Annotated in this window: 19 protein-coding genes; 14 read left to right on the forward strand and 5 right to left on the reverse strand. The window is 71.0% G+C overall.

Annotation, left to right across the window (positions count from 1 at the left end; all coding sequences use genetic code 11):
• The first annotated feature begins 62 nt into the window (after positions 1-62).
• The 4 genes from ACIQVL_RS33120 to ACIQVL_RS33135 are packed head-to-tail and all read left to right on the forward strand — an operon-like array spanning position 63 to position 7,226.
• Positions 63-2,252 carry a 1,4-beta-glucanase gene (locus tag ACIQVL_RS33120; RefSeq protein ID WP_403477181.1) on the forward strand — a complete coding sequence of 730 codons (2,190 nt, stop codon included), beginning with the start codon at positions 63-65 and terminating at the stop codon, positions 2,250-2,252.
• Complete coding sequence (locus tag ACIQVL_RS33125) at positions 2,249-4,234, forward strand: beta-galactosidase (protein ID WP_403477182.1); 1,986 nt, start codon at positions 2,249-2,251, stop codon at positions 4,232-4,234. Before ACIQVL_RS33120 ends, ACIQVL_RS33125 begins: the two co-directional genes overlap by 4 nt.
• Entirely contained in the window at positions 4,231-6,477 is a 2,247-nt protein-coding gene (locus tag ACIQVL_RS33130; protein WP_403477183.1) for a glycosyl hydrolase family 95 catalytic domain-containing protein, read from the forward strand. The genes ACIQVL_RS33125 and ACIQVL_RS33130 overlap by 4 nt, the downstream gene beginning before the upstream one ends.
• A 35-nt stretch (positions 6,478-6,512) precedes the next feature.
• Entirely contained in the window at positions 6,513-7,226 is a 714-nt protein-coding gene (locus tag ACIQVL_RS33135) for a hypothetical protein (RefSeq protein WP_403477184.1), read from the forward strand.
• A gap of 46 nt (positions 7,227-7,272) precedes the next feature.
• Here ACIQVL_RS33135 and ACIQVL_RS33140 read toward each other — a convergent pair whose 3' ends face one another.
• The 3 genes from ACIQVL_RS33140 to ACIQVL_RS33150 all read right to left on the reverse strand — a co-directional run bounded on the left by ACIQVL_RS33140 (position 7,273) and on the right by ACIQVL_RS33150 (position 11,720).
• Positions 7,273-8,460 carry a sulfotransferase family protein gene (locus tag ACIQVL_RS33140; RefSeq protein ID WP_403477185.1) on the reverse strand — a complete coding sequence of 396 codons (1,188 nt, stop codon included), beginning with the start codon at positions 8,458-8,460 and terminating at the stop codon, positions 7,273-7,275.
• A gap of 125 nt (positions 8,461-8,585) precedes the next feature.
• Positions 8,586-10,640, reverse strand: coding sequence for a TIM-barrel domain-containing protein (locus ACIQVL_RS33145; protein WP_403477186.1), 2,055 nt, complete (start codon positions 10,638-10,640; stop codon positions 8,586-8,588).
• A 66-nt stretch (positions 10,641-10,706) separates the two neighbouring features.
• The gene (locus ACIQVL_RS33150; protein WP_403442310.1) at positions 10,707-11,720 is read right to left on the reverse strand and encodes a LacI family DNA-binding transcriptional regulator; all 1,014 of its coding nucleotides are present in this window, start codon (positions 11,718-11,720) and stop codon (positions 10,707-10,709) included.
• A gap of 232 nt (positions 11,721-11,952) precedes the next feature.
• Between ACIQVL_RS33150 and ACIQVL_RS33155 the strand changes: the two genes are divergently transcribed.
• Positions 11,953-12,762 carry an endo-1,4-beta-glucanase gene (locus tag ACIQVL_RS33155; RefSeq protein ID WP_403477187.1) on the forward strand — a complete coding sequence of 270 codons (810 nt, stop codon included), beginning with the start codon at positions 11,953-11,955 and terminating at the stop codon, positions 12,760-12,762.
• Positions 12,763-12,905: 143 nt separating this feature from the next.
• On the forward strand, positions 12,906-14,840 hold the full coding sequence (locus ACIQVL_RS33160; RefSeq protein ID WP_403477188.1) for an acyl-CoA dehydrogenase family protein: 1,935 nt from the start codon (positions 12,906-12,908) through the stop codon (positions 14,838-14,840).
• Between the two features lie 12 nt (positions 14,841-14,852).
• Here the strand turns inward: ACIQVL_RS33160 and ACIQVL_RS33165 are convergent, their stop codons facing one another.
• Entirely contained in the window at positions 14,853-15,272 is a 420-nt protein-coding gene (locus ACIQVL_RS33165) for a PIN domain nuclease (protein WP_403477189.1), read from the reverse strand.
• A complete protein-coding gene (locus tag ACIQVL_RS33170; protein ID WP_403442301.1) occupies positions 15,269-15,478 on the reverse strand; it encodes a type II toxin-antitoxin system VapB family antitoxin in 210 nt (69 codons plus the stop codon). The genes ACIQVL_RS33165 and ACIQVL_RS33170 overlap by 4 nt, the downstream gene beginning before the upstream one ends.
• A gap of 109 nt (positions 15,479-15,587) precedes the next feature.
• Here ACIQVL_RS33170 and dxr point away from each other — a divergent pair, with 109 nt between their 5' ends.
• From dxr to ACIQVL_RS33210, 8 genes are all read left to right on the forward strand, one after another.
• Positions 15,588-16,859 carry a 1-deoxy-D-xylulose-5-phosphate reductoisomerase gene (gene dxr / locus ACIQVL_RS33175; protein WP_403477190.1) on the forward strand — a complete coding sequence of 424 codons (1,272 nt, stop codon included), beginning with the start codon at positions 15,588-15,590 and terminating at the stop codon, positions 16,857-16,859.
• Positions 16,860-16,867: 8 nt separating this feature from the next.
• On the forward strand, positions 16,868-18,160 hold the full coding sequence (locus ACIQVL_RS33180) for a M50 family metallopeptidase (RefSeq protein ID WP_403477213.1): 1,293 nt from the start codon (positions 16,868-16,870) through the stop codon (positions 18,158-18,160).
• A 229-nt stretch (positions 18,161-18,389) separates the two neighbouring features.
• Entirely contained in the window at positions 18,390-18,830 is a 441-nt protein-coding gene (locus tag ACIQVL_RS33185; protein WP_403442296.1) for a recombinase family protein, read from the forward strand.
• Between the two features lie 86 nt (positions 18,831-18,916).
• Positions 18,917-19,153 (forward strand): recombinase family protein, encoded by a 237-nt coding sequence (locus ACIQVL_RS33190; RefSeq protein ID WP_403477191.1) that lies wholly within the window; start codon positions 18,917-18,919, stop codon positions 19,151-19,153.
• 733 nt (positions 19,154-19,886) lie between these two features.
• Entirely contained in the window at positions 19,887-20,282 is a 396-nt protein-coding gene (locus ACIQVL_RS33195) for a transposase (RefSeq protein WP_403477214.1), read from the forward strand.
• A gap of 189 nt (positions 20,283-20,471) precedes the next feature.
• Complete coding sequence (gene ispG / locus ACIQVL_RS33200; protein WP_403477192.1) at positions 20,472-21,629, forward strand: flavodoxin-dependent (E)-4-hydroxy-3-methylbut-2-enyl-diphosphate synthase; 1,158 nt, start codon at positions 20,472-20,474, stop codon at positions 21,627-21,629.
• A 479-nt stretch (positions 21,630-22,108) separates the two neighbouring features.
• On the forward strand, positions 22,109-22,957 hold the full coding sequence (locus tag ACIQVL_RS33205) for a GNAT family N-acetyltransferase (protein ID WP_403477193.1): 849 nt from the start codon (positions 22,109-22,111) through the stop codon (positions 22,955-22,957).
• Between the two features lie 106 nt (positions 22,958-23,063).
• Positions 23,064-23,594 carry a GNAT family N-acetyltransferase gene (locus ACIQVL_RS33210; protein WP_403442283.1) on the forward strand — a complete coding sequence of 177 codons (531 nt, stop codon included), beginning with the start codon at positions 23,064-23,066 and terminating at the stop codon, positions 23,592-23,594.
• The last annotated feature ends 2 nt before the right edge of the window (positions 23,595-23,596 follow it).

Consider the following 23,596-nt stretch of genomic DNA (forward strand, 5'->3'; position numbering starts at 1 on the left):
CGCCGGTAAACGTCCCCCCGCCCCCACCCCGGCCCACACACCAAACCCACCGAAGGTTCCCCATGCCCACCCTGAGCCGCAGAACCGTCCTCGCCGGCACCGCAGCAACCGCCGCCCTCACCGCTCTTCCGACCGCCACCGCCACCGCGGCCGAGCCCCGGCCGCAGGCGTACCGCTGGCGCAACGCGGTGATCGGCGGCACCGGCTTCGTCACCGGCGTCCTCTTCCACCCCACCACCCCCGGCCTCGCCTACGCCCGCACGGACATCGGCGGCGCCTACCGCTGGGACGCCCGCACCGCCCGCTGGACCCCGCTCACCGACCACCTCGGCTGGGACGACTGGAACCTCCTCGGCGTGGAGGCGATGGCCGTCGACCCGGCCCACCCCGACCGGCTCTACCTGGCCCTCGGCACGTACGCCCAGTCCTGGGCCGGGAACGGCGCGGTCCTGCGCTCGGACGACCGCGGCAGCACCTGGACCCGCACCGACCTCGCCGTGAAGCTCGGCGCCAACGAGGACGGCCGGGGCATGGGCGAACGCCTCCTCGTCGACCCACGGGACAGCGACACCCTGTGGCTGGGGACGCGACACGACGGACTGCTCAAGTCGACCGACCGGGGCGCCACCTGGGCGGCGGCCGACGGCTTCCCGCCCGCCCCCTCCGCCTCCGGCCAGGGCGTCGGCCTCCTCGTTCCCGTGGGCCGTGCCGTCTACGCAGGCTGGGCGGACGGCGACGGCGGCGCGACCGCCGTCGGTCTGTACCGCACCACTGACGGGACCACGTGGGAGGCCGTCCCCGGGCAGCCCACCGGCACCGCCGCCAGGATCCCGGTCCGCGCCGCCTACGACCGTCACGCCCGCGAGCTGTACGTGACGTACGCCGACGCCCCCGGCCCCAACGGCCAGGCGGACGGCAGCGTGCACAAGCTCGCCACCGGCACCGGCAGGTGGACGGAGGTCACGCCCGTCCCGCCCGGCGGCGGCGACACCTTCGGCTACGGCGGGGTCGCCGTCGACGCCCGGCGGCCCGGCACCGTCGTCGTCTCGACGAACAACCGGTGGACGGCCGTGGACACCCTCTACCGGACCACCGACGGCGGCCTTACCTGGACGTCCCTCAAGGACTTGGCCGTCTTCGACGTGTCCGAGACTCCTTTCTTGAACTGGGGCGGCGCCGAGCCCAAGTTCGGGTGGTGGATCCAGGCCGTCGCCGTCGACCCGTTCGACTCGAAGCACGTCGTCTACGGCACCGGCGCCACCCTCTACGGCACCCGTGACCTGGTCCACTGGGCCCTGCAGGTCCGCGGCCTGGAGGAGACGTCGGTGCTTCAGCTGGTGTCGCCCCCGGCCGGGGAGGCACACCTGCTGAGCGGCTCGGGGGACATCGGCGTCCTGTACCACGAGCGGCTCACCGCGTCTCCGTCCCGCGGGATGGCCACGAACCCCGTGTTCGGGTCGGCGACGGGGCTCGCGCAGGCCGCGGGCCGGCCGGCGTACGTGGTCCGCACCGGCTGGGGCGACCACGGCAACGGCGCGTACTCGGACGACGGGGGCCGGACCTGGGCGCCCTTCGCCGCCCAGCCCTCCCTCGCCCACGACGCACCGGGGCCGATCGCCGCCAACGCCGACGGCAGCGTGCTGCTGTGGTCCTTCGTGCACTGGGACGGGACCAAGTACCCCGCCCACCGGTCGGACGACAACGGCGCCACCTGGACCGAGATCTCCTCCTTCCCGAAGGGCGCCACGCCGGTCGCCGACCCGGCCGACCCGACGCTCTTCTACGCGTACGACACCGACACAGGAACGCTACAAGCCAGCACTGACAGTGGCCGTTCGTTCACGGCGCGTGCGACCGGGCTGCCCTCCGGCGACAGCCAGTTCCAGCTGGTGGCGGCCCCCGGCCGGTCCGGCGACCTCTGGCTGAGCGTGAAGTGGAACGGCCTGTACCGGTCCACCGACGGGGGCGTCACCTTCGCCAAGGTCGCCGGCTGCCGGGCCGCGTACACCCTCGGCTTCGGCAAGGCGGCGCCCGGCGCCGACTACCCGGCGCTGTACCTGGTCGGCTCCACCGAATCGATCACCGCCGTCCACCGCTCCGACGACGAGGCCGGGTCCTGGGTCCGCATCAACGACGACCGGCACCAGTGGGGCTGGACCGGGCAGGCCGTCACCGGCGACCCGCGCGTGTACGGCAGGGTCTACCTGGCCACCAACGGGCGCGGCATCCAGTACGGGGACCCCGTCCGATGACCGCCGCACGGAAGCCGCCGGGTCTCTCCGACGCCACCCGCGGCCGCATCCTCTTCGGCGGCGACTACAACCCCGAGCAGTGGCCCGAGGGGAGCTGGCACGAGGACGTCCGGCTGATGACGGCCGCCGGAGTCAACTCCGTGACCATGGGCGTCTTCTCCTGGGCGCGGCTCGAACCGCGGCCGGGGGAACGGGACTTCGGCTGGCTGGACCGGCTCATGGACCTGATGCACCAGCACGGCATCGGCGTCGTCCTCGCCACCCCCACCGCGTCACCGCCCCCGTGGCTCGGGCGGCTGCACCCGGAGACCCTGCCCCGGGACGCCGACGGCCGCACCGAGTGGTGGGGCGGCCGCCAGCACTTCTCGCACTCCAGCGCCGCCTACCGCCGGTACGCCGCCGCCATCACCGAGGACCTCGCCGCCCGCTACGCCGGCCACCCCGCCCTCACGATGTGGCACATCAACAACGAGTACTGCACCTTCGACCACGGCGACGAGGCAGCCGCCGCCTTCCGCCGCTGGCTGCGCGAGCGCTACGGCACCCTCGACGCCCTCAACACCGCGTGGGGCACGGCCTTCTGGAGCCAGGGCTACGACACCTGGGACGGCATCCTGCCGCCACGCCACGCCCACTACCTGAAGAACCCCACCCAGGTGCTGGACTTCCGCCGCTTCACCTCCGACATGCTCCTGGAGTGCTTCCGGGCCGAACGGGACATCGTCGCCCGGCACACTCCGCACATCCCGGTGACCACCAACTTCATGCCGCTGTGGACCGGCCAGGACGCCTGGCGCTGGGCCGCCGAGGAGGACGTCGTCTCCGTCGACCTCTACCCCGACCCGCGCGACCCCCTGGGCGCCCAGCACGGCGCACTCGTCCACGACCTCACCCGCTCCCAGGCCCGCGGCCCCTGGATGCTCATGGAGCAGGCCGCCGGGCCGGTCAACTGGCGCGGGGTGAACCACCCCAAGCCCCGCGGCCTCAACCGCCAGTGGTCCCTGCAGGCCGTGGCCCGCGGCGCGGACGCCGTCTGCTACTTCCAGTGGCGGCAGTCGAGACAGGGCGCGGAGAAGTTCCACTCCGGGATGGTCAGCCACGCGGGGGAGGAGGGTCGCACGTACCAGGAGGTCAAGCGGCTCGGCTCCGAACTGGCCGCGATCGGGGGCGAGGTGACCGGCCGTCGTATCGACGCCGAGATCGCGATACTCCACGACTGGGACTCCTGGTGGGCCGGTGCCCACGAAGGCCGGCTCTCCACCGAGGTGGACCTCCCCGACGTCCTGCACGCCTGGCACCGGGCCCTGTGGGAGGCGAACCTCACCACCGACTTCGCCCACCCCGAACACGACCTGGCCGCCTACAAGCTGGTCGTCGTCCCGCAGCTCTACCTCCTCACCGACGCCGCGATCGGCAACCTCCTCGGCTACGTCCGCGGCGGCGGCACCCTGGTCAGCGGCTTCCTGACCGGCATCGCCGACGAGGACGACCGGATCCGCCCCGGCGGTATGGACGCCCGGCTGCGCGAGCTCTTCGGTATCCGCACCCTGCACGAGTGGTGGCCGCTGGACGCGGGGGAGACCGTCGCGTGCGAGGGCTTCCGGGGCACCCTGTGGTCGGAGGAGATCGAGGCCGTACCGGGAGTCTCCGCGGCGGTGCCGTACCGGGGCGGTGAACTCGACGGGCTGCCCGCCGTGCTGCGCAACGGGCGTGCCTGGTACGTCTCCACGCTCCCGGAGCCGGCGGCGCTGCGCGGGCTGCTCGGCCGGATCGCGGCGGAGGCGGGGGTGCGCCCGGTGCTCGACGGACTGCCCGCGGGCGTCGAGGCGGTCCGGCGGGGTGAGCTGCTGTTCCTGTTCAACCACGGTCGCGACGATGTGAAGATCGCCCTCATGGGAACACACCGAGACCTGCTGACCGGCAGGACCGTCACCGGCGAGACCGTCCTCGGCCGCCACGGAGTGGCGGTGCTCAAGCCATGACGACCACCGGCACCGGCACGGAAACCACCGCCGACACCGGCACGGACACCACCACCGGCCCCGTCCACGGCACCTGGGAGCCGGCCCCCGCCGCCCGCTGGGAGGACGCCTTCCTGAGCGGCAACGGCCACCACGGCATCCTCGTGTTCGGCGATCCGGACGACGACCGTGTCATCGTCACCCAGCACACCCTCGTCCGCCCGAACGGCGGCGAACACGCCCGCCCGCCCCGCCTGGCGGCCGAACTCGCCGCCGTGCAGGACAGGCTGCTCGCCGGGGAGCCGGCCGCCGCCGAGAGCCTCACCGACGGCCGTCCGCTCCAGTGGGTGCAGCCCTTCCACCCCGCCTTCCAGATCCGGCTGCGCAGGCCGCACGGCCGGACCGACGGCTACCGCCGCTCCGTCGACTTCACCACCGGCGAGGTCACCGCCACCGCCGCCAACTGGACCAGCAAGGTCTTCGTCTCCCGCGCGGACGACGTGATCGTGCAGCAGGTCACCGGCGCCGCCACCCTCGACATCGCCCTCGACCACCGGCTCCCCGGCGCCCCGCCCGGCCTGGGCGTCGGCCACGGCGCGCTGCGCACCCCCGAGGGTGCCCTGCTCAGCCTTCGCGCCCGCTACCCCGGCAGCGACCGCGCCTACACGGGCGTCACCCTGGTCGCCGTCACCGGCGGCAGCACCGCACTCGTCCCGCCGGGCGTCCGCGTCACCGGCGCCGCGTCCGTCCTCCTCCTCACCCGGGTCCGCCGCCACACCGGCGAACTCGACGTGACCGCCGAGGCACGCGCACTGAGCGACCTGCTCGCCGACCAGGAGTCGTACGACGCGCTGCTCGCCCGCCACCTCGGCCCGCACCGCACCGCCTACACCCGCGTCTCCCTCGACCTGGCCGCCGACCCGGCCGAACGCGCCCTGCCGGGATCCGAGTTGCTCAGGAAGCCGGGCGAAGCGGCGCTCCTGGAGCGGCTCTTCGCGGCCGGCCGCTACCACCTGCTCTCCTCCTCCGGTCTCAACCCGCCGCGCCTGACCGGCCTGTGGACCGGCGACTGGGACACCGCCTGGTCGGGCGCGTTCACCAATGACGCCAACGTCAACCTCCAGACGGCCTCGGCCGCCACTGCCGCCCTGCCCGAAGTCACCGAGGCCTGCGCCGCACTGATCCAGCGCCAGCTCGGCGACTGGCGGGAGAACGCCCGCGCGGTCTTCGGCGCCCGGGGTGCGGTCGCGCCCGCGCACAGCGACGGCGAGTCCGGGCTGGCCTACCACTTCAGCCGGGAATACCCCCTGCACCTGTGGACGGCCGGCGCCGACTGGCTGCTCAAGCCGCTCGTCGACCACGACGAGACCCGCGGCGGGCGCGACCCCCGCACGGCGGCGGTGCTGGCCGAAGTCGCCCGGTTCTACGAGGACTTCCTCACCCGGACCGACGCCGACGGCCACCTGGTGATCGTCCCCTCCTACTCGCCCGAGAACCGGCCCGCGAACGCGAGCTGGGGCACGGTCAACGCGGCGATGGACCTCTCCGCCGCCCGGCACGCCCTGCACACCGCCGCCGACTACCACCCCGGCCCGGACGCCGACCGCTGGCGCACCCTCGCCGACCGGCTGCCCCCGCACCGGACCAACGCCGACGGCGCGCTCGCCGAATGGGCCTGGCCCGGCCTCGACGACACCTACGACCACCGCCACCTCAGCCACCTCTACGGCGTCTGGCCGCTCGACGAGATCACCCCCTACGACACCCCGGAGCTCGCGGCCGCCGCCCACCGCGCGCTCGAACTGCGCGGCGCCGAGAACGACTCGGCCCACGGCCACCTCCACCACGCGCTCGTCGCGGCCCGCCTGCGCGACGGCGCACGGGTCGGCGCCGCCCTCGACCGGGTCCTGTCCGGCGACTTCTTCCACGCCTCGCTGATGAGCGCCCACTACCCGCACCGCGACGTCTACAACGCCGACGCCGCACACACCCTGCCCGCCGTGCTCGTCGAGGCCCTCGTCCAGTCGACCCCGGACCGGCTCGTCCTGCTCCCCGCGCTCCCGGCAGCCCTGCGCCAGGGCCGGCTGCACGGCATCCGGACCCGCTTCGGAGCCGGACTCGACCTCGACTGGACCCCCGACGGCGCGCGGGCCGTCCTCAAGCCGCACCGGACGCTCCGCGTCGACCTGTGGACTTCCTCCGGCCGTCGGCCGCTCGACCTCGTCGCCGGAGAAGACCACGTCCTCACCCCGGGGACGTGGTAGCCACCGCACCTCCCCCCACCCATGGAAGGGACACCATGGCATCACGCACGCTCGGCAGGGCCGTCACCGCCCTGATCGCCCCCGCGCTCGCCCTCGGCGCCACCGTCGGCCTCGCCGCGGCCCCCGCCTCGGCCGCCGTCTGGAGCTCCTGCGACCAGTGGGGCAACACCACGCTGAACGGCTACACCCTCTACAACAACATCTGGGGCTCCGGTGCCGGCACCCAGTGCATCTGGGCCAACTCCGGCACCAACTGGGGCGTCAACGCCAACCACCCGAACACCGGCGGCATCAAGGCGTACCCCAACGCCAAGAAGGTGATCAACAAGACGATCACCTCGCTCGGATCGCTCACCAGCAGCTACAACGTGACCGTCCCGTCGTCCGGCGCGTACAACACGTCGTACGACATCTGGGACACCGGTTACGCCAACGAGATCATGCTCTGGGTCAACAAGACCGGCGCCGTCGGCCCGCTCGGCACCTCGCAGGGCACGCTCACGCTGGGCAGCAACACCTGGACCGTCTACAAGGGCAACAACGGCTCGAACAACGTCTATTCGTTCGTCCGCAGCTCCAACTCCACCTCCGGCACGATCGACATCCTGCCGATCCTGAAGTGGATCAAGGACACCAAGGGCTGGTTCGGCAACGTCACCATCGGTGACCTGCAGTTCGGCTTCGAGATCACGTCCTCGTCCGGCGGTCTGGACTTCACCGTCAACAGCGAGAGCGTCAGCAGCAGCTGAGCCACCGGGGCGGCCCCGCGACCCGGCGGGGCCGTCCCGCGCGCCGTCAGGCCCGGTCGACCTCCGCGCGCAGCGCGTTGTAGTCCGCGAAGGCGGTGTCGACGTCGGCCCGGGACAGGCCGTAGCGGGCCAGGTCGTAGCTGTGTACGCGGGTCCCCCTGGGGCGGGCGGCGACGGCCGGGAGGCGGGCCGCGTCGGCGTCGGTCCAGCGGGCGCCGACGGCCGCGTAGAGCTTCGGGGCGCCCGCGGCCGGGTCGGCGCCCAGCCAGGAGTACGGCACGTCGACGAGGGACTCGCGGGGGATGCCGGCGCGGGACGCGAGACCGCGGGCGGCCGAGCGGGCCAGCAGCCGGAGCCAGATGGCGCCGATCCAGTCCAGGTCGAGGGGGCGGGTGTTCACCGCCATGCCGTGCTCGACCAGGCTGCAGAAGGAGGCCACGGCGGTGGCCGGATCGCGGTGCGTCCACACGATCGTGGCGTCCGGGAAGACCGTGCGCAGTGCGTCCAGGTTCTCCAGGTGCAGCGGCGACTTCAGCACCCAGCGGCGGCGCGGGCGGCCGTACTGGAGGACCTGGTAGATCTGCTTGAGGTAGCGGTAGTCGGCGCCGAAGTCATGGGTCTCGTGCCAGGGCAGGTACTCGGGGATCACCGCCTGGGAGAGCGGCATCACCGTGTGCGGCAGCGCGAAGGTGCACTCCTCCGGGCCCTCGGGACGCAGGTTGTGGATGTGCCGGAAGCCCGGGGCGAAGAGGTTGATGCCGCCGACCAGGCGACGGGCGGTCGTGATCGCCTCCTCCCGTTCCCCGGGGCCGTCGTCCAGGCCCGGGGTCAGCAGCTCCCGCAGCTGCGGGCAGCGGTGGTCCGCGGAGAGGGAGAGGATGCCGTGGGTGAGCGTGGTGGCGGTGCGCGGCAGGCCCACCACGAACACCGGGCGCTCGACGGGCTCCCGCTCGATCCCGGGGTGCTCGGCCAGCAGCCGGCGGATCCGGGCGCGGTTGGCGAGGTGCCGGCCGACGTGCCCGCGTGCGGACAGCCAGCCCACCGGGGTCAGACGCTCGGCTCCCGCCCAACATCGGAGCAGGTGGCGGAAGCCGTCGGTGAAGCGTTCGTCGCCGTCCGCCGGACCGGCCGCGGCGAGCAGCCGGTCGAAGGCCCGGTCCGGGGTGCGGCGGGCCCGGAAGCCGGGTCCGAGGAGCAGGTTGGCGAGCGTGAGGGGGATCGGAGCTGAGGGCACGGCAGCGGGACCCTTCGTGGGGGGACAGCGGAGGGGATACTGACTACCCCCTCCAACTGCCCGACCACACTGCCGAGTTGAGACATTTACCGGCCGGTAACGGGAGGCGTCGCGATCCGGCCGCACTACTCCGCGACCGGGAGTTCCGCCCCGTCGCGCAGGAACAGCGGGATACGGTCCAGCGGCGCGTCCACCGTCACCGGTGCACCGCCCTCGTACGACTCGCCCGTCCACGCGTCCGTCCAGCGGGCGCCCGCCGGCAGGTACGCCGTGCGGACCGTGGCGCCCGCCGTCAGCACCGGTGCCACCAGCAGGTCGCGGCCGAAGAGGTACGCGTCGTCGACCGTCCAGGCCGCCTGGTCCTCGGGGAACTCCAGGAACAGCGGCCGCAGCACCGGAAGGCCCTCCTCGTGGGCCTCCCGCATGACGCGGAGGACGTACGGCTTCAGGCGCTCGCGCAGCCGCAGGTACTTCTCCAGGATCGCGCCCGCCTCCGGGCCGTACGACCACACCTCGTTCGGGCCGCCGGTCATGTCGGGGCCCAGCGGCGTGCCCGGGTCGCGGAAGCCGTGCAGGCGCATCAGCGGGGAGAGCGCGCCGAACTGGAACCAGCGGACCATCACCTCGCGGTACGCCGGGTCGTCCGGGTCGCCGCCGTGGAAGCCTCCGATGTCGGTGTTCCACCAGGGGATGCCGGAGAGCGCGGTGTTGAGGCCGGCCGCGATCTGGTGGCGCAGGGTCGTGAAGTCGGTGCCGATGTCGCCGGACCACAGCGCGGCCCCGTACCGCTGGCTGCCCGCCCACGCCGAACGGTTGAGGGTGACGACCTCCTCGCCCTCGGCCCGCAGGCCCTCGTGGAAGGTCCGGGAGTTCTCGGCGGGGTAGCTGTTGCCGACCTCCAGTCCTGGGCCGGTCCAGTAGCGCAGGTTCTCCTGGAAACCCGGCTTCAGCTCGGGCTCGCAGGCGTCCAGCCAGAAGGCCGTGATGCCGTACGGGTCCAGGTAGTTCTCCTTGACCCTCGACCACACGAACCGGCGGGCCTCCGGGTTGGTGGCGTCGTAGAAGGCGACCTGGACGGCCGACGCCACCTCCTTGTCCGGCCAGTCGGCGTGCGCCGTCGGGCCGTACTGGGTGCCGATGAAGTAGCCGCGCTGCTCCATCACCGCGTGGTTCTCGGACAGCGGGGATACCGACGGCCAGACGCTCACCACCAGCTTGATGCCGAGCTCGTCGAGTTCGCGGACCATCGCGGCGGGGTCCGGCCACTCCTTGAGGTCGAACTTCCACTCGCCGAGGTGGGTCCAGTGGAAGAAGTCGCAGACGATCGCGGAGATGGGCAGGCCGCGGCGCTTGTACTCGCGGGCCACGGCGAGGAGTTCGTCCTGGGTGCGGTAGCGCAGCTTGCACTGCCAGAAGCCGGCCGCCCACTCCGGCAGCATCGGCGAACGGCCGCTCACCGCACTGTAGGTGCGCTGCCCGTCGGCCGGGGTGCCGACGGTGATCCAGTAGTCGAGCTGGCGGGCCGAGTCGGCCACCCAGCGGGTGCCGTTGCCGGCCAGCTCGACGCGGCCGATCGCCGGGTTGTTCCAGAGCAGGGTGTAGCCGCGGCTGGAGACCAGCACCGGGATCGAGACCTCGGCGTTGCGCTGGACCAGGTCCAGGACCAGGCCCTTCTGGTCCAGGCGCCCGTGCTGGTGCTGGCCCAGGCCGAACAGCTTCTCGCCCTCGTAGGCGGCGAACCGCTGCTCCAGGCGGTGGTAGCCGTTGCCGACCGCGGTGTAGAGGCGGGAGCCGGGCCACCAGAAGTGGGCGCGTTCCTCGGCCAGCACCTCCGAGTGGTCCTCGCTGCGCAGGAAGCGGACCAGGCCCTCGGCGGACACCTCGACGGTCAGTGCGCCGACCGTCAACCGGCCCTCCCCGTCGGCGATCCTGACGGTCGAACCGGTGGCGGGGGGCGCGTCGAGCAGGGCGCCGGGCAGTCCTTCGAGGACCGGCCCGCCGAGCCGGGCGCGCACCCGGACCGCGTCCGGCCCCCACGGCTCTATGCGCAGCGTCTCCTGGCGGCCGCTCCACTCCAGGGCCCCGTCCCGCTCCCGGAACGTGCCGACGGTGGGGGAGGACTGCGCGAGGCTGACCTTGGGCTGGTCGTCGGCGGACTGGATTCGGGCAGACTGATTCATGTCACGTGCTCCTGAAGGAGTGCAGACAGAGGGGTGCCCCCAAAAGGGCGGGGCACTGCAAAGGGGTCAGGACCCGGCCGGCGCCGGTCCCGTGCTCGCCCGTACCGTCAACTCGGGTGCGATCAGCACGACTTCCTCGCTGCCCCGCCCGTCCAGCTTGGCGACCAGGTGCTCCACGGCGTACCGGCCCATCTCCTGCGCGGGGATGGCGACCGAGGTCAGCCGCACCGAGGCCTGGACGGCGACCTGGTCCGGGCAGATCGCGACCACGGACACGTCCTCCGGCACGGCCCGGCCCTGCTGGCGCAGCAGCGCGAGCAGCGGCTCCACCGCGGACTCGTTCTGGACGACCAGGCCCGTGGTGCCCGGACGTTCGTCGAAGATCCGGGCCAGCGTGGCGGCCATCGCGTCGTACCCGCCCTCGCACGGCCGGTGCAGCACCCGCAGGCCCAGCTCCCGGGCCCGGGACCGCAGTCCGTCCAGGGTGCGCTCGGCGAAGCCGGTGTGCCGCTCGTAGACGGCCGGGGCCTCGCCGATGACAGCGATGTCGCGGTGACCGAGCTTCGCGAGGTGCTCCACACAGAGCGCGCCGGTCGCCCCGAAGTCGAGATCGACGCAGGTCAGCCCGGAGGTGGAGGCGGGCAGACCGATGAGCACGGAGGGCTGATCGGTCTGCCGCAGCAGCGGCAGCCGCTCGTCCTCCAGCTCCACGTCCATCAGGATCATGGCGTCGGCGAGCCCGCTGCCGGTCACCCGGCGCACCGCGTCCGGACCCTCCTCGCCGGTGAGCAGCAGGACGTCGTAGCCGTGCGCGCGGGCCGTGGTGGCCACCGCGATCGCGATCTCCATCATCACCGGCACGTACATGTCCGTACGCAGCGGGATCATCAGCGCGATGATGTTCGACCGGCTGCTGGCCAGGGCGCGGGCGCCCGCGTTCGGGTGGTAGCCCAGCTCCCGGATGCTCTGCTCGACCCGCTGCCGGGTGATGGTGGAGATGGACCGCTTGCCGCTGAGGACATAGCTCACCGTGCTCGCCGAGACTCCGGCGTGCTGGGCGACCTCGGCGAGGGTGACCATCCAGCTCTCCAAGCTTTGTGAAGCGCTTCGACAGTGCGCATTGCTGACAGGTGGCGAGTGAGGGTGGTTCGACAGTAGCTTCAGTGCGAGTGGGTGTCCATAGGTTGTCGAAGCGCTTCGACAACGAATTGCCGGGACGGCCTCGGCAACCTTTCCAGGGGGCGGCGGCCACAAAGAGGTCGTACGGCCGTCTGAGGGTCGTACCCGAACCGTCCCCCGGAAGGACCCCCCGATGCAACACCGCAGACCGCGCCTGTCCCGGACGGCGAAGACGCTGCTGGCCGCCTCGGTCGCGCTCACCGCCGCCGCGGGCGTCACCGTGGCGCAGGCCGGCGAGCCGAGCAGGAAGTGCACCGCCTTCGACACCGTCACGCTCGGCAAGTATTACCTCAACAACAACCTCTGGGGGCAGGACAAGGGCACCGGCACCCAGTGCGTCTGGGACAACTCCCGGGCGGGCTCCACCATCTCCTGGGGGACGTCGTACACCTGGGCGAACAACAGCAAGGGCACCGACGCGGACGTGAAGTCGTACGCGAGCACGGTCCTCGGCTGGCACTGGGGCTGGAAGGTCGACAAGGCGGCCACGGGGCTGCCGATCCGGGTCGGCGACCGCAAGAAGGTCACCACCAGGTGGAACTTCTCGCTCAGCTCCGGCCCCGGCACCCTGGACGTGGCCTACGACCTGTGGCTGCACGCCAAGAACACCGCGGACTGGCAGGACCGGCCCACCGACGAGATCATGATCTGGCTCAACCGCCAGGGCGGCGCCGGCCCGCTCGGCACCCGGTACGGCAGCGTCAGCCTCGGCGGCGCGATGTGGGACGTCTACCGGGGCGACATCGGCTGGAACGTCTACTCGTTCGTCCGCCGGGCCAACACCACGAGCGCCACCCTGAACATCGACGACTTCACCCAGGCCCTGGTCCGCCGCAAGCTGCTGAGCGACGACAAGTACCTCTCCGGCATCGAGTCCGGCACCGAGGTCTTCAAGGGCTCCGGCCGGCTGGACACCACGTCGTACTCCGTCGACATCGGCTGAGAAACGCGCCGGGGCGGCCCGCGCGTCAGCCGATCGGACCGCGAGGGCTGGTGGGCAGGGCCCGATTCGGGTACCAACGATCCAGTAGCACTGGTCGGTAACGAACGGTCCCAACAGCCCCTTTCGTGGCGAGGTGAGCCTCAATGTCCGCCCCCACCGCCAAGAAACCCACCGTCACCGAGCGGGAGGCCCGCCAGGTGGCGGAGGCCGCCCGGGAACAGGACTGGCGCAAGCCCAGCTTCGCCAAGGAACTGTTCCTCGGGCGCTTCCGGCTCGATCTCATCCACCCGCATCCGCTCCCGGCGGACGAGGACGTCCAGCGCGGCGAGGAGTTCCTGGCCCGGCTGCACGAGTTCTGCGAGACGAAGATCGACTCGGCGCTCATCGAGCGCGAGGCACGCATCCCCGACGAGGTGATCGCCGGCCTCAAGGAGCTCGGCGCCCTCGGCATGAAGATCGACACCAGGTACGGCGGCCTCGGCCTCACCCAGGTCTACTACAACCGGGCCCTCTCCCTGGTCGGCTCCGCGAACCCGGCGGTCGGCGCACTGCTCTCCGCCCACCAGTCCATCGGCGTCCCGCAGCCGCTGAAGATCTTCGGCACCCAGGAGCAGAAGGACGCCTTCCTGCCGCGCTGCGCCCGCACCGACATCTCGGCCTTCCTGCTCACCGAGCCGGACGTCGGCTCGGACCCGGCGCGGCTGGCCACCACCGCCGTACCGGACGGGGACGACTACGTTCTCGACGGTGTGAAGCTCTGGACCACCAACGGCGTGGTCGCCGACCTCCTGGTCGTCATGGCCCGCGTCCCGAAGACGGAGAACAGCAAGGGCGGCATCACGGCCTTCGTGGTCGAGGCCGACTCACCGGGCATCACCGTCGAGAACCGCAACGCCTTCATGGGCCTGCGCGGCATCGAGAACGGCGTCACCCGCTTCCACCAGGTCCGGGTCCCGGCCGCCAACCGCATCGGCGCCGAGGGCGCGGGCCTCAAGATCGCCCTCACCACGCTCAACACCGGGCGGCTCTCGCTCCCCGCGATGTGCGTCGGCGCCGGCAAGTGGTGCCTGAAGATCGCCCGCGAGTGGTCGTCGGTCCGCGAGCAGTGGGGCAAGCCGGTCGCGCTGCACGAGGCGGTCGGCTCCAAGATCAGCTTCATCGCGGCGACCACCTTCGCCCTGGAGGCGGTCGTCGACCTGTCCTCCCAGATGGCCGACGAGAACCGCAACGACATCCGCATCGAGGCCGCCCTCGCCAAGCTCTACGGCTCCGAGATGGCCTGCCTGATGGCCGACGAACTGGTCCAGATCCGCGGCGGCCGCGGCTTCGAGACGGCCGAGTCGCTGGCGGCCCGCGGCGAACGCGCCGTCCCCGCCGAGCAGCTCCTGCGCGACCTGCGCATCAACCGCATCTTCGAGGGCTCCACCGAGATCATGCACCTGCTGATCGCCCGCGAGGCCGTCGACGCCCACCTCTCGGTCGCCGGCGACCTCATCGACCCCGACAAGTCCCTCCAGGACAAGGCGAAGGCGGGCGCCAACGCGGGCGTCTTCTACGCCAGGTGGCTGCCGAAGCTGGTCGCCGGACCGGGCCAGCTCCCCACGTCGTACGGCGACTTCAAGCACGGCGTGGACCTCGCCCCGCACCTGCGCTACGTGGAGCGGCACGCCCGCAAGCTGGCCCGCTCCACCTTCTACGCCATGTCCCGCTGGCAGGGCCGGATGGAGACCAAGCAGGGCTTCCTGGGCCGGGTCGTGGACATCGGCGCCGAGTTGTTCGCGATGAGCGCGGCCTGCGTACGCGCCGAACTGCTGCGCCGCCAGGGCGACCACGGCCGCGAGGCCTACCTGCTCGCCGACGCGTTCTGCAGGCAGTCCCGCATCCGCGTCGACGAACTCTTCACCCGCCTCTGGTCGAACACCGACGACCTGGACCGCAAGGTCGTCAAGGGCGTGCTCGGCGGCTCCTTCGCATGGCTGGAGCAGGGGATCGTCGACCCGTCGGGCGAGGGCCCGTGGATCGCGGACGCGACCCCGGGACCGTCCGAGCGGGAGAACGCCCGCCGCCCGTTCGGGTGAGGACGGCCACTGCTACAGGCTGCCCGGTGGCATGAGCCACTGGGCGGGCTGGCCGGTGACCGACGCGATGGTCTCGAAGCCGTTGTCGTAGTGCAGCACGGTGAGGCCCTGTATCTCGGCGGTGGCGGCTACGAGGAGGTCGACCGTCCCCGCCGAGCGGTGCCGGCCCTTTGCGGTCAGCTCCTCCTGAACGCGCCATGCCCGCGTCAGCGCGCGGTCGTCCAGGGGTGTCCAGCAGAACAGGGCGTCCAGGTCCTCGACCATCTGCGCGCGGTTCTCAGCGTTCCTGGCGCTGTAGAGGAACTCGATCTCGGTCACCGGGCATCGGGCGACGAGTCCCTCTGCGAGAGGGCTCTCCCAGTGGGCGAGGGCCGGCTGCCGGAGGATCCGGACGAGGGCGCTTGTGTCGATGAGGTATTTGGCCGTGGTCATCGCCGATAGTTCGCCTTGTCCAGGAGGATGTCGAAGTCGCCCGCGTCGGCCTGCGCGGCCAGCCGGGCCAGCGCGAGGGCACGCTTCTTGCGTTCGACGCCTTCTCGCAGGGCCGCGGTCACGGTGTCCTTCTTCGTCTTGGTCCCGAACGCTATGGCCGCCTGCGCCAGCAGCTCCTCGTCGATGTCGATCAGAGTCTTGGCCATGGCGACACTCCCTGTATATCCAGTCGAGCCCTTCGTATATAGGCTACCCCGCCGCCCGTGAAGGGGACGCCCTGTCCGCCCGGCCCCCCGTTGCCGCAACAATGGGGGGATGACCGACAGTCCCGCCAGTCCGGCACCCCTCGCCGACCCGCACCTCGTGTACGATCCCCTCGCAGGCGACAGCCCGAAGGACGTGGTGATCCTCGGCTCCACCGGATCCATCGGCACCCAGGCCATCGACCTCGTCCTGCGCAACCCCGACCGCTTCCGGGTCACCGCCCTGTCCGCCCACGGCGGCCGCATCGCCCTCCTCGCCGAGCAGGCGCACCGGCTGCGGGTGCGCACCGTCGCGGTCGCCCGCGAGGACGTCGTACCGGACCTGCGCGAGGCACTCACCACGCTCTACGGCCCCGGCGAACCGCTGCCCGAGATCCTCGCCGGACCCGACGCGGCCACCCGGGTCGCCGCCTCCGACTGCCACACCGTGCTCAACGGCATCACCGGCTCCATCGGCCTCGCGCCCACCCTCGCCGCGCTGGAGGCGGGCCGCACCCTCGCGCTCGCCAACAAGGAGTCGCTGATCGTCGGCGGCCCGCTGGTCAAGGCGCTCGCCAAGCCCGGCCAGATCATCCCGGTCGACTCCGAGCACGCGGCGCTCTTCCAGTCGCTCGCGGCGGGGACCCGGGCCGACGTCCGCAAGCTGGTCGTCACGGCCTCCGGCGGCCCCTTCCGCGGCCGCACCAAGGCCGACCTGGCACACGTCACCGTCGAGGACGCGCTCGCCCACCCCACCTGGGCGATGGGACCGGTCATCACGATCAACTCCGCCACCCTGGTCAACAAGGGGCTGGAAGTCATCGAGGCGCACCTCCTCTACGACATTCCCTTCGACCGCATTGAGGTGGTCGTGCATCCCCAGTCGTATGTCCACTCGATGGTCGAGTTCACGGACGGATCCACGATCGCGCAGGCGACGCCCCCCGACATGCGGGGGCCGATCGCCATCGGTCTCGGCTGGCCCGAACGGGTCCCGGACGCGGCGCCCGCCTTCGACTGGAGCAAGGCCTCCACCTGGGAGTTCTTCCCGCTGGACAACCAGGCCTTCCCGTCCGTGAACCTGGCCCGGCACGTCGGTGAGCTCGCGGGAACGGCGCCGGCGGTGTTCAATGCGGCCAACGAGGAGTGCGTCGAGGCCTTCCGGACCGGTCTGCTGCCTTTCAACGGCATCATGGAGACCGTGACCCGGGTGGTCGAGGAGCACGGCACCCCGCGTACGGGAACTTCACTGACCGTGCCGGACGTCCTTGAAGCGGAGACCTGGGCACGGGTCCGGGCCCGGGAACTGACAGCGCAGAAGGCGACCGCGGAGGCGCGTGCATGACAGCCCTGATGATGATCCTCGGCATAGTCGTCTTCGTGATCGGCCTGCTGGTCTCGATCGCCTGGCACGAGCTGGGGCATCTCTCCACCGCCAAGCTCTTCGGCATCCGCGTCCCGCAGTACATGGTCGGCTTCGGCCCGACCATCTGGTCGCGCCGCAAGGGCGACACGGAGTACGGCGTCAAAGCCGTCCCGCTCGGCGGCTACATCCGCATGATCGGCATGTTCCCGCCGGGCGCCGACGGCCGGGTCACAGCCCGCTCCACCTCACCCTGGCGCAGCATGATCGAGGACGCCCGTTCGGCCGCCTTCGAGGAACTCCAGCCCGGCGACGAGACCCGCCTCTTCTACACGCGCGCCCCCTGGAAGCGCGTGATCGTGATGTTCGCGGGCCCCTTCATGAACCTGATCCTCGCGGTCGCGCTCTTCCTCACCGTCCTGATGGGCTTCGGCATCAGCCAGCAGACCACCACGGTCAGCTCGGTCTCCCAGTGCGTGATCGCCCAGAGCCAGAACCGCGACACCTGCAAGAAGACCGACGCCGCCTCCCCGGCCGCCGCCGCGGGCCTGAAGGCCGGCGACAAGATCGTCTCCTTCAACGGGGTGCAGACGACCAGCTGGAACCAGCTCTCCGACCTGATCCGGTCCACCCCCGGCAAGGACGTCGCGATCGTCGTCGACCGCAAGGGCCAGGACGTCACCCTGCACGCGAAGATCGCCACCAACCAGGTCGCCAAGAAGGACTCCAGCGGCCAGATCGTCCAGGGCCAGTACGTCACCGCCGGCTTCCTGGGCTTCAGCGCCGCCACCGGCATCGTCCGCCAGGACTTCGGCGAGTCCCTGACCTGGATGGGCGACCGCGTCGGCGAGGCCGTCGACTCGATCGTGAGCCTGCCCGGCAAGATCCCGGCCCTGTGGGACGCGGCCTTCGACGGCGCCCCGCGCCAGGCGGACTCCCCGATGGGCGTGGTCGGCGCGGCCCGCGTGGGCGGCGAGATCTTCACCCTGGACATCCCGCCGACCGAGCAGCTGGCCATGGCCCTGATGCTGGTGGCCGGTTTCAACCTCTCCCTGTTCCTCTTCAACATGCTCCCGCTCCTCCCGCTGGACGGCGGCCACATCGCGGGCGCCCTGTGGGAGTCACTGCGCCGCAACCTGGCCAAGGTCCTGCGCCGCCCGGACCCGGGCCCGTTCGACGTGGCGAAGCTGATGCCGGTGGCTTATGTGGTGGCCGGGGTCTTCGTCTGCATTACCTTGCTGGTCCTGGTGGCAGATGTAGTCAACCCCGTGCGAATCAGTTAGCCAATCGGCCGTTTTCTGCCGTGCCGATGGTGGCGCCCGGCCCTTCACCCGCGTAATTCATATGGGTGAAGGGCCGGGATTGTTTGTGCGGCACAGGCGTGGACTCCGTACGTTTTTGCTGTTCATGGATGACCCAAGCGGTGCGCCAACACCCTGGGGTCTGGCCAGTCTGAGAGGGACTGACAAGTATCAAGGTGCTGCCCCGTGCATGGATGGCAAGGGGTGACGGATGCAAACCATCGATGTCGCCTCATATGCGCGAGTTTCAACCACCGAGCAGAAAGGCAGATACGGAATCCCGGCCCAGGAGCAAGCCATTCGCGCTTTCCTGGAGCAGCAGAAAACGTGGCGTCTCGTCGAATCCCGCGAAGACATCGGCGAGTCAGGGGCGACGTACTCCCGTCCGGGACTGAACGCGCTGCTCCAGGACATCGGTCTGGGGCGCGTCAAACACGTCGTGGTTCACCGTACGGACCGTTTGGGGCGGACGGAGGCGGCTGTCTGGCGCTGCCTCTGGCAGATCGAGGACGCCGGGGCGCAGGTGTTGTGCTGCGCTGAGCCCCTGGGGAACCGGGCCTCGAAAGGTGGCTCACCATCGACAGGCTGGCACGAGCGGTCGAGACGGACTACCGACGTATTGCCGCCCGCACTCAGGCGGGACGGCAGTTGAAGGCGGCGGACGGAGGATGGCCGGGCGGACCGGCCCCTTACGGTTGTCGGATCAGCGGGAGGGGTGCGTTCGGGTCGACTCTCGAAGTGGATCCGGCCGAAGCACCGGTGGTGAAACTCATCGCCGACCTCGTCATCGACGGCGTGAACGGTCTCACGGACCTTGCGAACGAGTTGAACAACCGCGGTGCCCTCACTCGAAACGGCAAGCGTTGGACGCCGTCGAACCTGTGTCGCCGCTTGAAGAGTGGAACGTTCCTCGGGGGGGGGGGTCTTCCGACGCGTCGACAGGCAGTCGAAGGGCAACTGCACAAGGCTCCGTAGCGATGGGCGTCCTGTACACGGCGAGAGTGTGGTGATCCCGCTGCCCCGCATCCTCTCGGAGGATCGGATCAGGGGCCTTCAGGGAGTGCTGGCGGCAATGGCCAGGCCGCGCAGGAAACCCAACGGGGAATACCTGCTCAGTGGGCGCATCCATGGACCGTGCGGGCCGTCGTACGTCGGAGCTTTCCGGGGCAAGGACGGAATGCGGACCTACCGCTGCTCAGGATGGGGCGCGCCGATCACGTGCGGTTGTGCCTTCCTGCCCGCCGATCGTGCGGAGGAACAGGTGGCGAGGCACGTCAGCGCTCTTCTGGCCGCCATTCCGGCGCACCGCAGGCCGATGATGCCGACTTCTTCGGAGGTATCGGCTCGGTGCATCCGTCACCGTGAGCGCGTGAGGTCGCTGCAACGGCTCGTCGCGGAGTGTGTGGAGGAGCTCGACGCGTTGCGGCGCCAGGCGCGCCCTCCCCGCGCCCGCGCTGCTGCGTTGCGGCAGCTCGAAACGGAGCACGAAGCCTTTGACCGGATCCTGGTCCACGCACGGGACTGGCTGTCGGAGCTGGAGGGACAAGCTGACAGGGACGCCCGGCTCACGGCTGTTCTGGGAGCGGCCGCTCCGGGCGTTCGGTCCCTTTCGCCCTCCGAGCAACGTGACCTGACGGAGTCGCTCAACGTGCGTGTCGACATCGTGGATCCGGGGTTTCGATACCGGGAGGGGGCGAGGTGCTTGACGATGCAGTGGCATGAGCGCACGAGGACACCCGCTCCTCCGGACCCCACGGACAGCCAGCGGGCTCGCGTCGAAGCGTTGCTCCGTACCGAGTACGGGGCGCACCACTTCCGGTCGCCGCTGGATCTGCGAGCTGCCCTCACAGGGATGCTCTACCGACTGCGTACCGGAATCCTCTGGCGTGATCTTCCGGCATGGTTCGGCGACCCCCGGAAGGTCCGCTGGAGGCAGCGCACCTGGTTGGCGGACGGTGTGTGGCCGGAGATCGTGAAGTTGCTCGACGAGAGCGGGGAGGGTGTACCCGTGGTGAGTCATCGGAGTCGTCCCGGAGGTGGTCGTCCACACGGTCCTCGACGCCGAAGCCGTCCTGAACGTTCACGACGGGTGCGAGGTGGTTAACCTCGTGAAAATCTCGTAGCCATACGACGTTCGAAGCGGTCCGGAACACTGAGTTCCGGGCCGCTTCCATTGAGTGGGTTTACAGGTGGGGGATGTGCCCGGCCCGGTGCCGGTGCCGTAATCTCGGAGCCTGGAACCCGCTTACGACGGGACCTGGACCTAGATCCACGACTTGGGGTTGCACAGCAGATGACTGCGATTTCTCTCGGCATGCCGTCCGTTCCGACCAAGCTCGCCGAGCGCCGGAAGAGCCGGCAGATCCAGGTCGGCTCCGTGGCGGTCGGCGGGGACGCCCCGGTCTCGGTCCAGTCGATGACCACGACCCGTACGTCCGACATCGGCGCGACCCTGCAGCAGATCGCCGAGCTGACGGCCTCCGGCTGCCAGATCGTGCGGGTGGCCTGCCCCACCCAGGACGACGCCGACGCGCTCGCCACGATCGCCAGGAAGTCGCAGATCCCGGTCATCGCGGACATCCACTTCCAGCCGAAGTACGTCTTCGCGGCCATCGAGGCCGGCTGCGCCGCCGTCCGCGTCAACCCCGGCAACATCAAGCAGTTCGACGACAAGGTCAAGGAGATCGCGGCGGCCGCCAAGGACCACGGCACCCCGATCCGGATCGGCGTCAACGCCGGTTCCCTGGACCGCCGGCTGCTCCAGAAGTACGGCAAGGCGACCCCCGAGGCCCTGGTCGAGTCCGCGCTGTGGGAGGCGTCCCTCTTCGAGGAGCACGACTTCCGGGACATCAAGATCTCGGTCAAGCACAACGACCCGGTCGTGATGATCGAGGCGTACCGGCAGCTCGCCGCCCAGTGCGACTACCCGCTCCACCTCGGCGTCACCGAGGCCGGCCCGGCGTTCCAGGGCACGATCAAGTCGGCCGTCGCCTTCGGCGCCCTCCTCTCCCAGGGCATCGGCGACACGATCCGCGTCTCGCTCTCCGCGCCTCCCGTCGAGGAGGTCAAGGTCGGCAACCAGATCCTGGAGTCCCTCAACCTCAAGCAGCGCGGCCTGGAGATCGTCTCCTGCCCCTCCTGCGGCCGGGCCCAGGTCGACGTCTACAAGCTCGCCGAAGAGGTCACCGCCGGCCTCACCGGCATGGAGGTCCCGCTCCGCGTCGCCGTCATGGGCTGTGTCGTCAACGGCCCCGGCGAGGCCCGCGAGGCCGACCTCGGCGTCGCCTCCGGCAACGGCAAGGGGCAGATCTTCGTCAAGGGCGAGGTCATCAAGACGGTCCCCGAGTCGAAGATCGTCGAGACCCTCATCGAGGAGGCCATGAAGCTGGCCGAGCAGATGGAGGCGGAGGGCACGGAGTCGGGAGAGCCGTCGGTGTCCGTGGCGGGCTGAGGCCGTCCTCCGCCGTATTCGGGTGGCGGTCGAGTTTCTCGCCCCCGCCGCCCCTGCCCGTCCCATCCTCAAGAGGCGCAGCCCCTGACACCCCCACCCAGGGGCTCCGCCCCTGGACCCCGCTCCTCGAACGCCGGAGGGGCTGGATTTACCCCCATCCTCCTATGCCGGAGGGGCTGGTTTTACCCCGCTCCTCAAACGTTGGAAGGGGCTGGTTTGGTGGGGCTGATTCTGGCCAGTTCCTCGAACGCCGGGGGCTGAAAAAGTCAGCCCGTCCGGCGTTTGAGGACGAGGCCGGAGGCCGAAGCGGGGGTCTGGGGGCGGCAGCCCCCAGGGGCGGAACCACAGGTCCGGGGGCGGGAGTCCCCGGAGGCGGAGGGCCAGGTAGCGGCCCCTTCACAGTACGCGGGGCGGCACGGCCAAGCTTCCGCAGGTACAGTGCGGAGATCAGCAGAACCCATCAGCGTGAGGCCCCGCACGTGTTGACGCAGACCACCTCACGGGTGCTCGAACCGAGTGACCTGGACGCCGCGCTCGCCGTACTGGACCGCGAGCCGGTCGCGAACGCCTTCGTGGCCTCGCGTGTCCAGGTGGCCGGCCTCGACCCCTGGCGCCTCGGCGGCGAGATGTGGGGCTGGTACGAGGACGGCATGCTCACGTCCCTCTGCTACGCCGGCGCCAACCTCGTCCCGATCTGCGCCACCCCGCGCGCCGTCCGCGCCTTCGCCGACCGGGCCCGCCGGGCCGGCCGCCGCTGCTCCTCGATCGTCGGGCCCGCCGACGCGACCGCCCAGCTGTGGCGCCTCCTGGAACCGCTCTGGGGCCCCGCCCGCGAGGTGCGCCGCCACCAGCCCCTGATGGTCACCGACCACATGCCCGCCGACATCGCTCCGGATCCGTACGTCCGCCGCATCCGCAAGGACGAGATGGAGGCGATCATGCCGGCGTGCGTGGCGATGTTCACGGAGGAGGTGGGCGTCTCCCCGCTGGCCGGCGACGGCGGCCTCCTCTACCAGGCGAGGGTCGCCGAACTCGTCGGCTCCGGCCGCTCGTTCGCCCGGATCGACGACGACGGCAAGGTCGTCTTCAAGGCGGAGATCGGCGCGGCCACGGCCGCGGCCTGCCAGATCCAGGGCGTGTGGGTAGCCCCCGAGTACCGGGGCATGGGCCTGGCGGCCCCCGGCATGGCGGCGGTCCTGCGCTATGCCCTGGCCGACATCGCCCCCGTGGTGAGCCTCTACGTCAACGACTTCAACACGGCGGCGCGAAGGACCTACCTGAGGGTCGGCTTCCAGGAGGTCGGCGCGTTCATGAGCGTTCTCTTCTAGACCGACCTTCCGGTGACGCGCTCCCGAGGGGCGCGGGGACCTGCGCCACCAGCCACAACGCGCCCGCACCCGGACGACTTCGCTCCGCCCCCTGTACCCTCCCCACATGTCCCTCGTGATCGGCCCCCTGGACCTCCCCTCCCACGTCGACGAGGCCCTCGCAGTCCAGGCCGTCGCATTCGGTCTCGGCCCCGACGAGGTGGCCGTACGCCGCCAGATCGTCCTCCGCCACATGCAGTACCCCGGGGCAAGGGCCCTCGGCGCCACGGCCGAAGGCCGCCTCGTGGGGTTCGTCTACGGCATGCCGAACTCCCGGACCCACTGGTGGTCCACCGTCGTGGAGCCCTACCTCCGCACCCAGGGCAACGCCGACTGGCTCGACGACTCCTTCGTGATCACCGAGCTGCACGTGCACCCCCACCACCAGAACCGCGGTGTCGGCCGCCGCCTGATCACGCTCGTCACCGACAGTGCCACCGAGCCCCGCTCGATCCTCTCCGCGATCGACACCGACAGCCCGGCCCGCGGCCTCTACCACTCCCTCGGCTACGTCGATCTCGCCCGCCAGGTGCATTTCCCCAGCGCCCCGAAGCCGTACGCCGTGATGGGTGCGCCCCTGCCGCTCCGCCGCAAGTAGCC

The sequence above is a fragment of the Streptomyces sp. NPDC090499 genome, from assembly GCF_044769305.1.
In the GTDB taxonomy this organism is placed as follows: domain Bacteria; phylum Actinomycetota; class Actinomycetes; order Streptomycetales; family Streptomycetaceae; genus Streptomyces.

What these genes read in the sequence shown, in the direction of transcription:
- ACIQVL_RS33120 (WP_403477181.1), top strand. Translation starts at nt 63, where the DNA reads ATGCCCACCCTGAGCCGCAGAACCGTCCTCGCCGGCACCGCAGCAACC.
- ACIQVL_RS33125 (WP_403477182.1), top strand. Translation starts at nt 2,249, where the DNA reads ATGACCGCCGCACGGAAGCCGCCGGGTCTCTCCGACGCCACCCGCGGC.
- ACIQVL_RS33130 (WP_403477183.1), top strand. Translation starts at nt 4,231, where the DNA reads ATGACGACCACCGGCACCGGCACGGAAACCACCGCCGACACCGGCACG.
- ACIQVL_RS33135 (WP_403477184.1), top strand. Translation starts at nt 6,513, where the DNA reads ATGGCATCACGCACGCTCGGCAGGGCCGTCACCGCCCTGATCGCCCCC.
- ACIQVL_RS33145 (WP_403477186.1), bottom strand. Translation starts at nt 10,640, where the DNA reads ATGAATCAGTCTGCCCGAATCCAGTCCGCCGACGACCAGCCCAAGGTC.
- ACIQVL_RS33150 (WP_403442310.1), bottom strand. Translation starts at nt 11,720, where the DNA reads ATGGTCACCCTCGCCGAGGTCGCCCAGCACGCCGGAGTCTCGGCGAGC.
- ACIQVL_RS33155 (WP_403477187.1), top strand. Translation starts at nt 11,953, where the DNA reads ATGCAACACCGCAGACCGCGCCTGTCCCGGACGGCGAAGACGCTGCTG.
- ACIQVL_RS33160 (WP_403477188.1), top strand. Translation starts at nt 12,906, where the DNA reads ATGTCCGCCCCCACCGCCAAGAAACCCACCGTCACCGAGCGGGAGGCC.
- ACIQVL_RS33165 (WP_403477189.1), bottom strand. Translation starts at nt 15,272, where the DNA reads ATGACCACGGCCAAATACCTCATCGACACAAGCGCCCTCGTCCGGATC.
- ACIQVL_RS33170 (WP_403442301.1), bottom strand. Translation starts at nt 15,478, where the DNA reads ATGGCCAAGACTCTGATCGACATCGACGAGGAGCTGCTGGCGCAGGCG.
- dxr (WP_403477190.1), top strand. Translation starts at nt 15,588, where the DNA reads ATGACCGACAGTCCCGCCAGTCCGGCACCCCTCGCCGACCCGCACCTC.
- ACIQVL_RS33180 (WP_403477213.1), top strand. Translation starts at nt 16,868, where the DNA reads ATGATGATCCTCGGCATAGTCGTCTTCGTGATCGGCCTGCTGGTCTCG.
- ACIQVL_RS33185 (WP_403442296.1), top strand. Translation starts at nt 18,390, where the DNA reads ATGCAAACCATCGATGTCGCCTCATATGCGCGAGTTTCAACCACCGAG.
- ACIQVL_RS33195 (WP_403477214.1), top strand. Translation starts at nt 19,887, where the DNA reads ATGCAGTGGCATGAGCGCACGAGGACACCCGCTCCTCCGGACCCCACG.
- ispG (WP_403477192.1), top strand. Translation starts at nt 20,472, where the DNA reads ATGACTGCGATTTCTCTCGGCATGCCGTCCGTTCCGACCAAGCTCGCC.
- ACIQVL_RS33210 (WP_403442283.1), top strand. Translation starts at nt 23,064, where the DNA reads ATGTCCCTCGTGATCGGCCCCCTGGACCTCCCCTCCCACGTCGACGAG.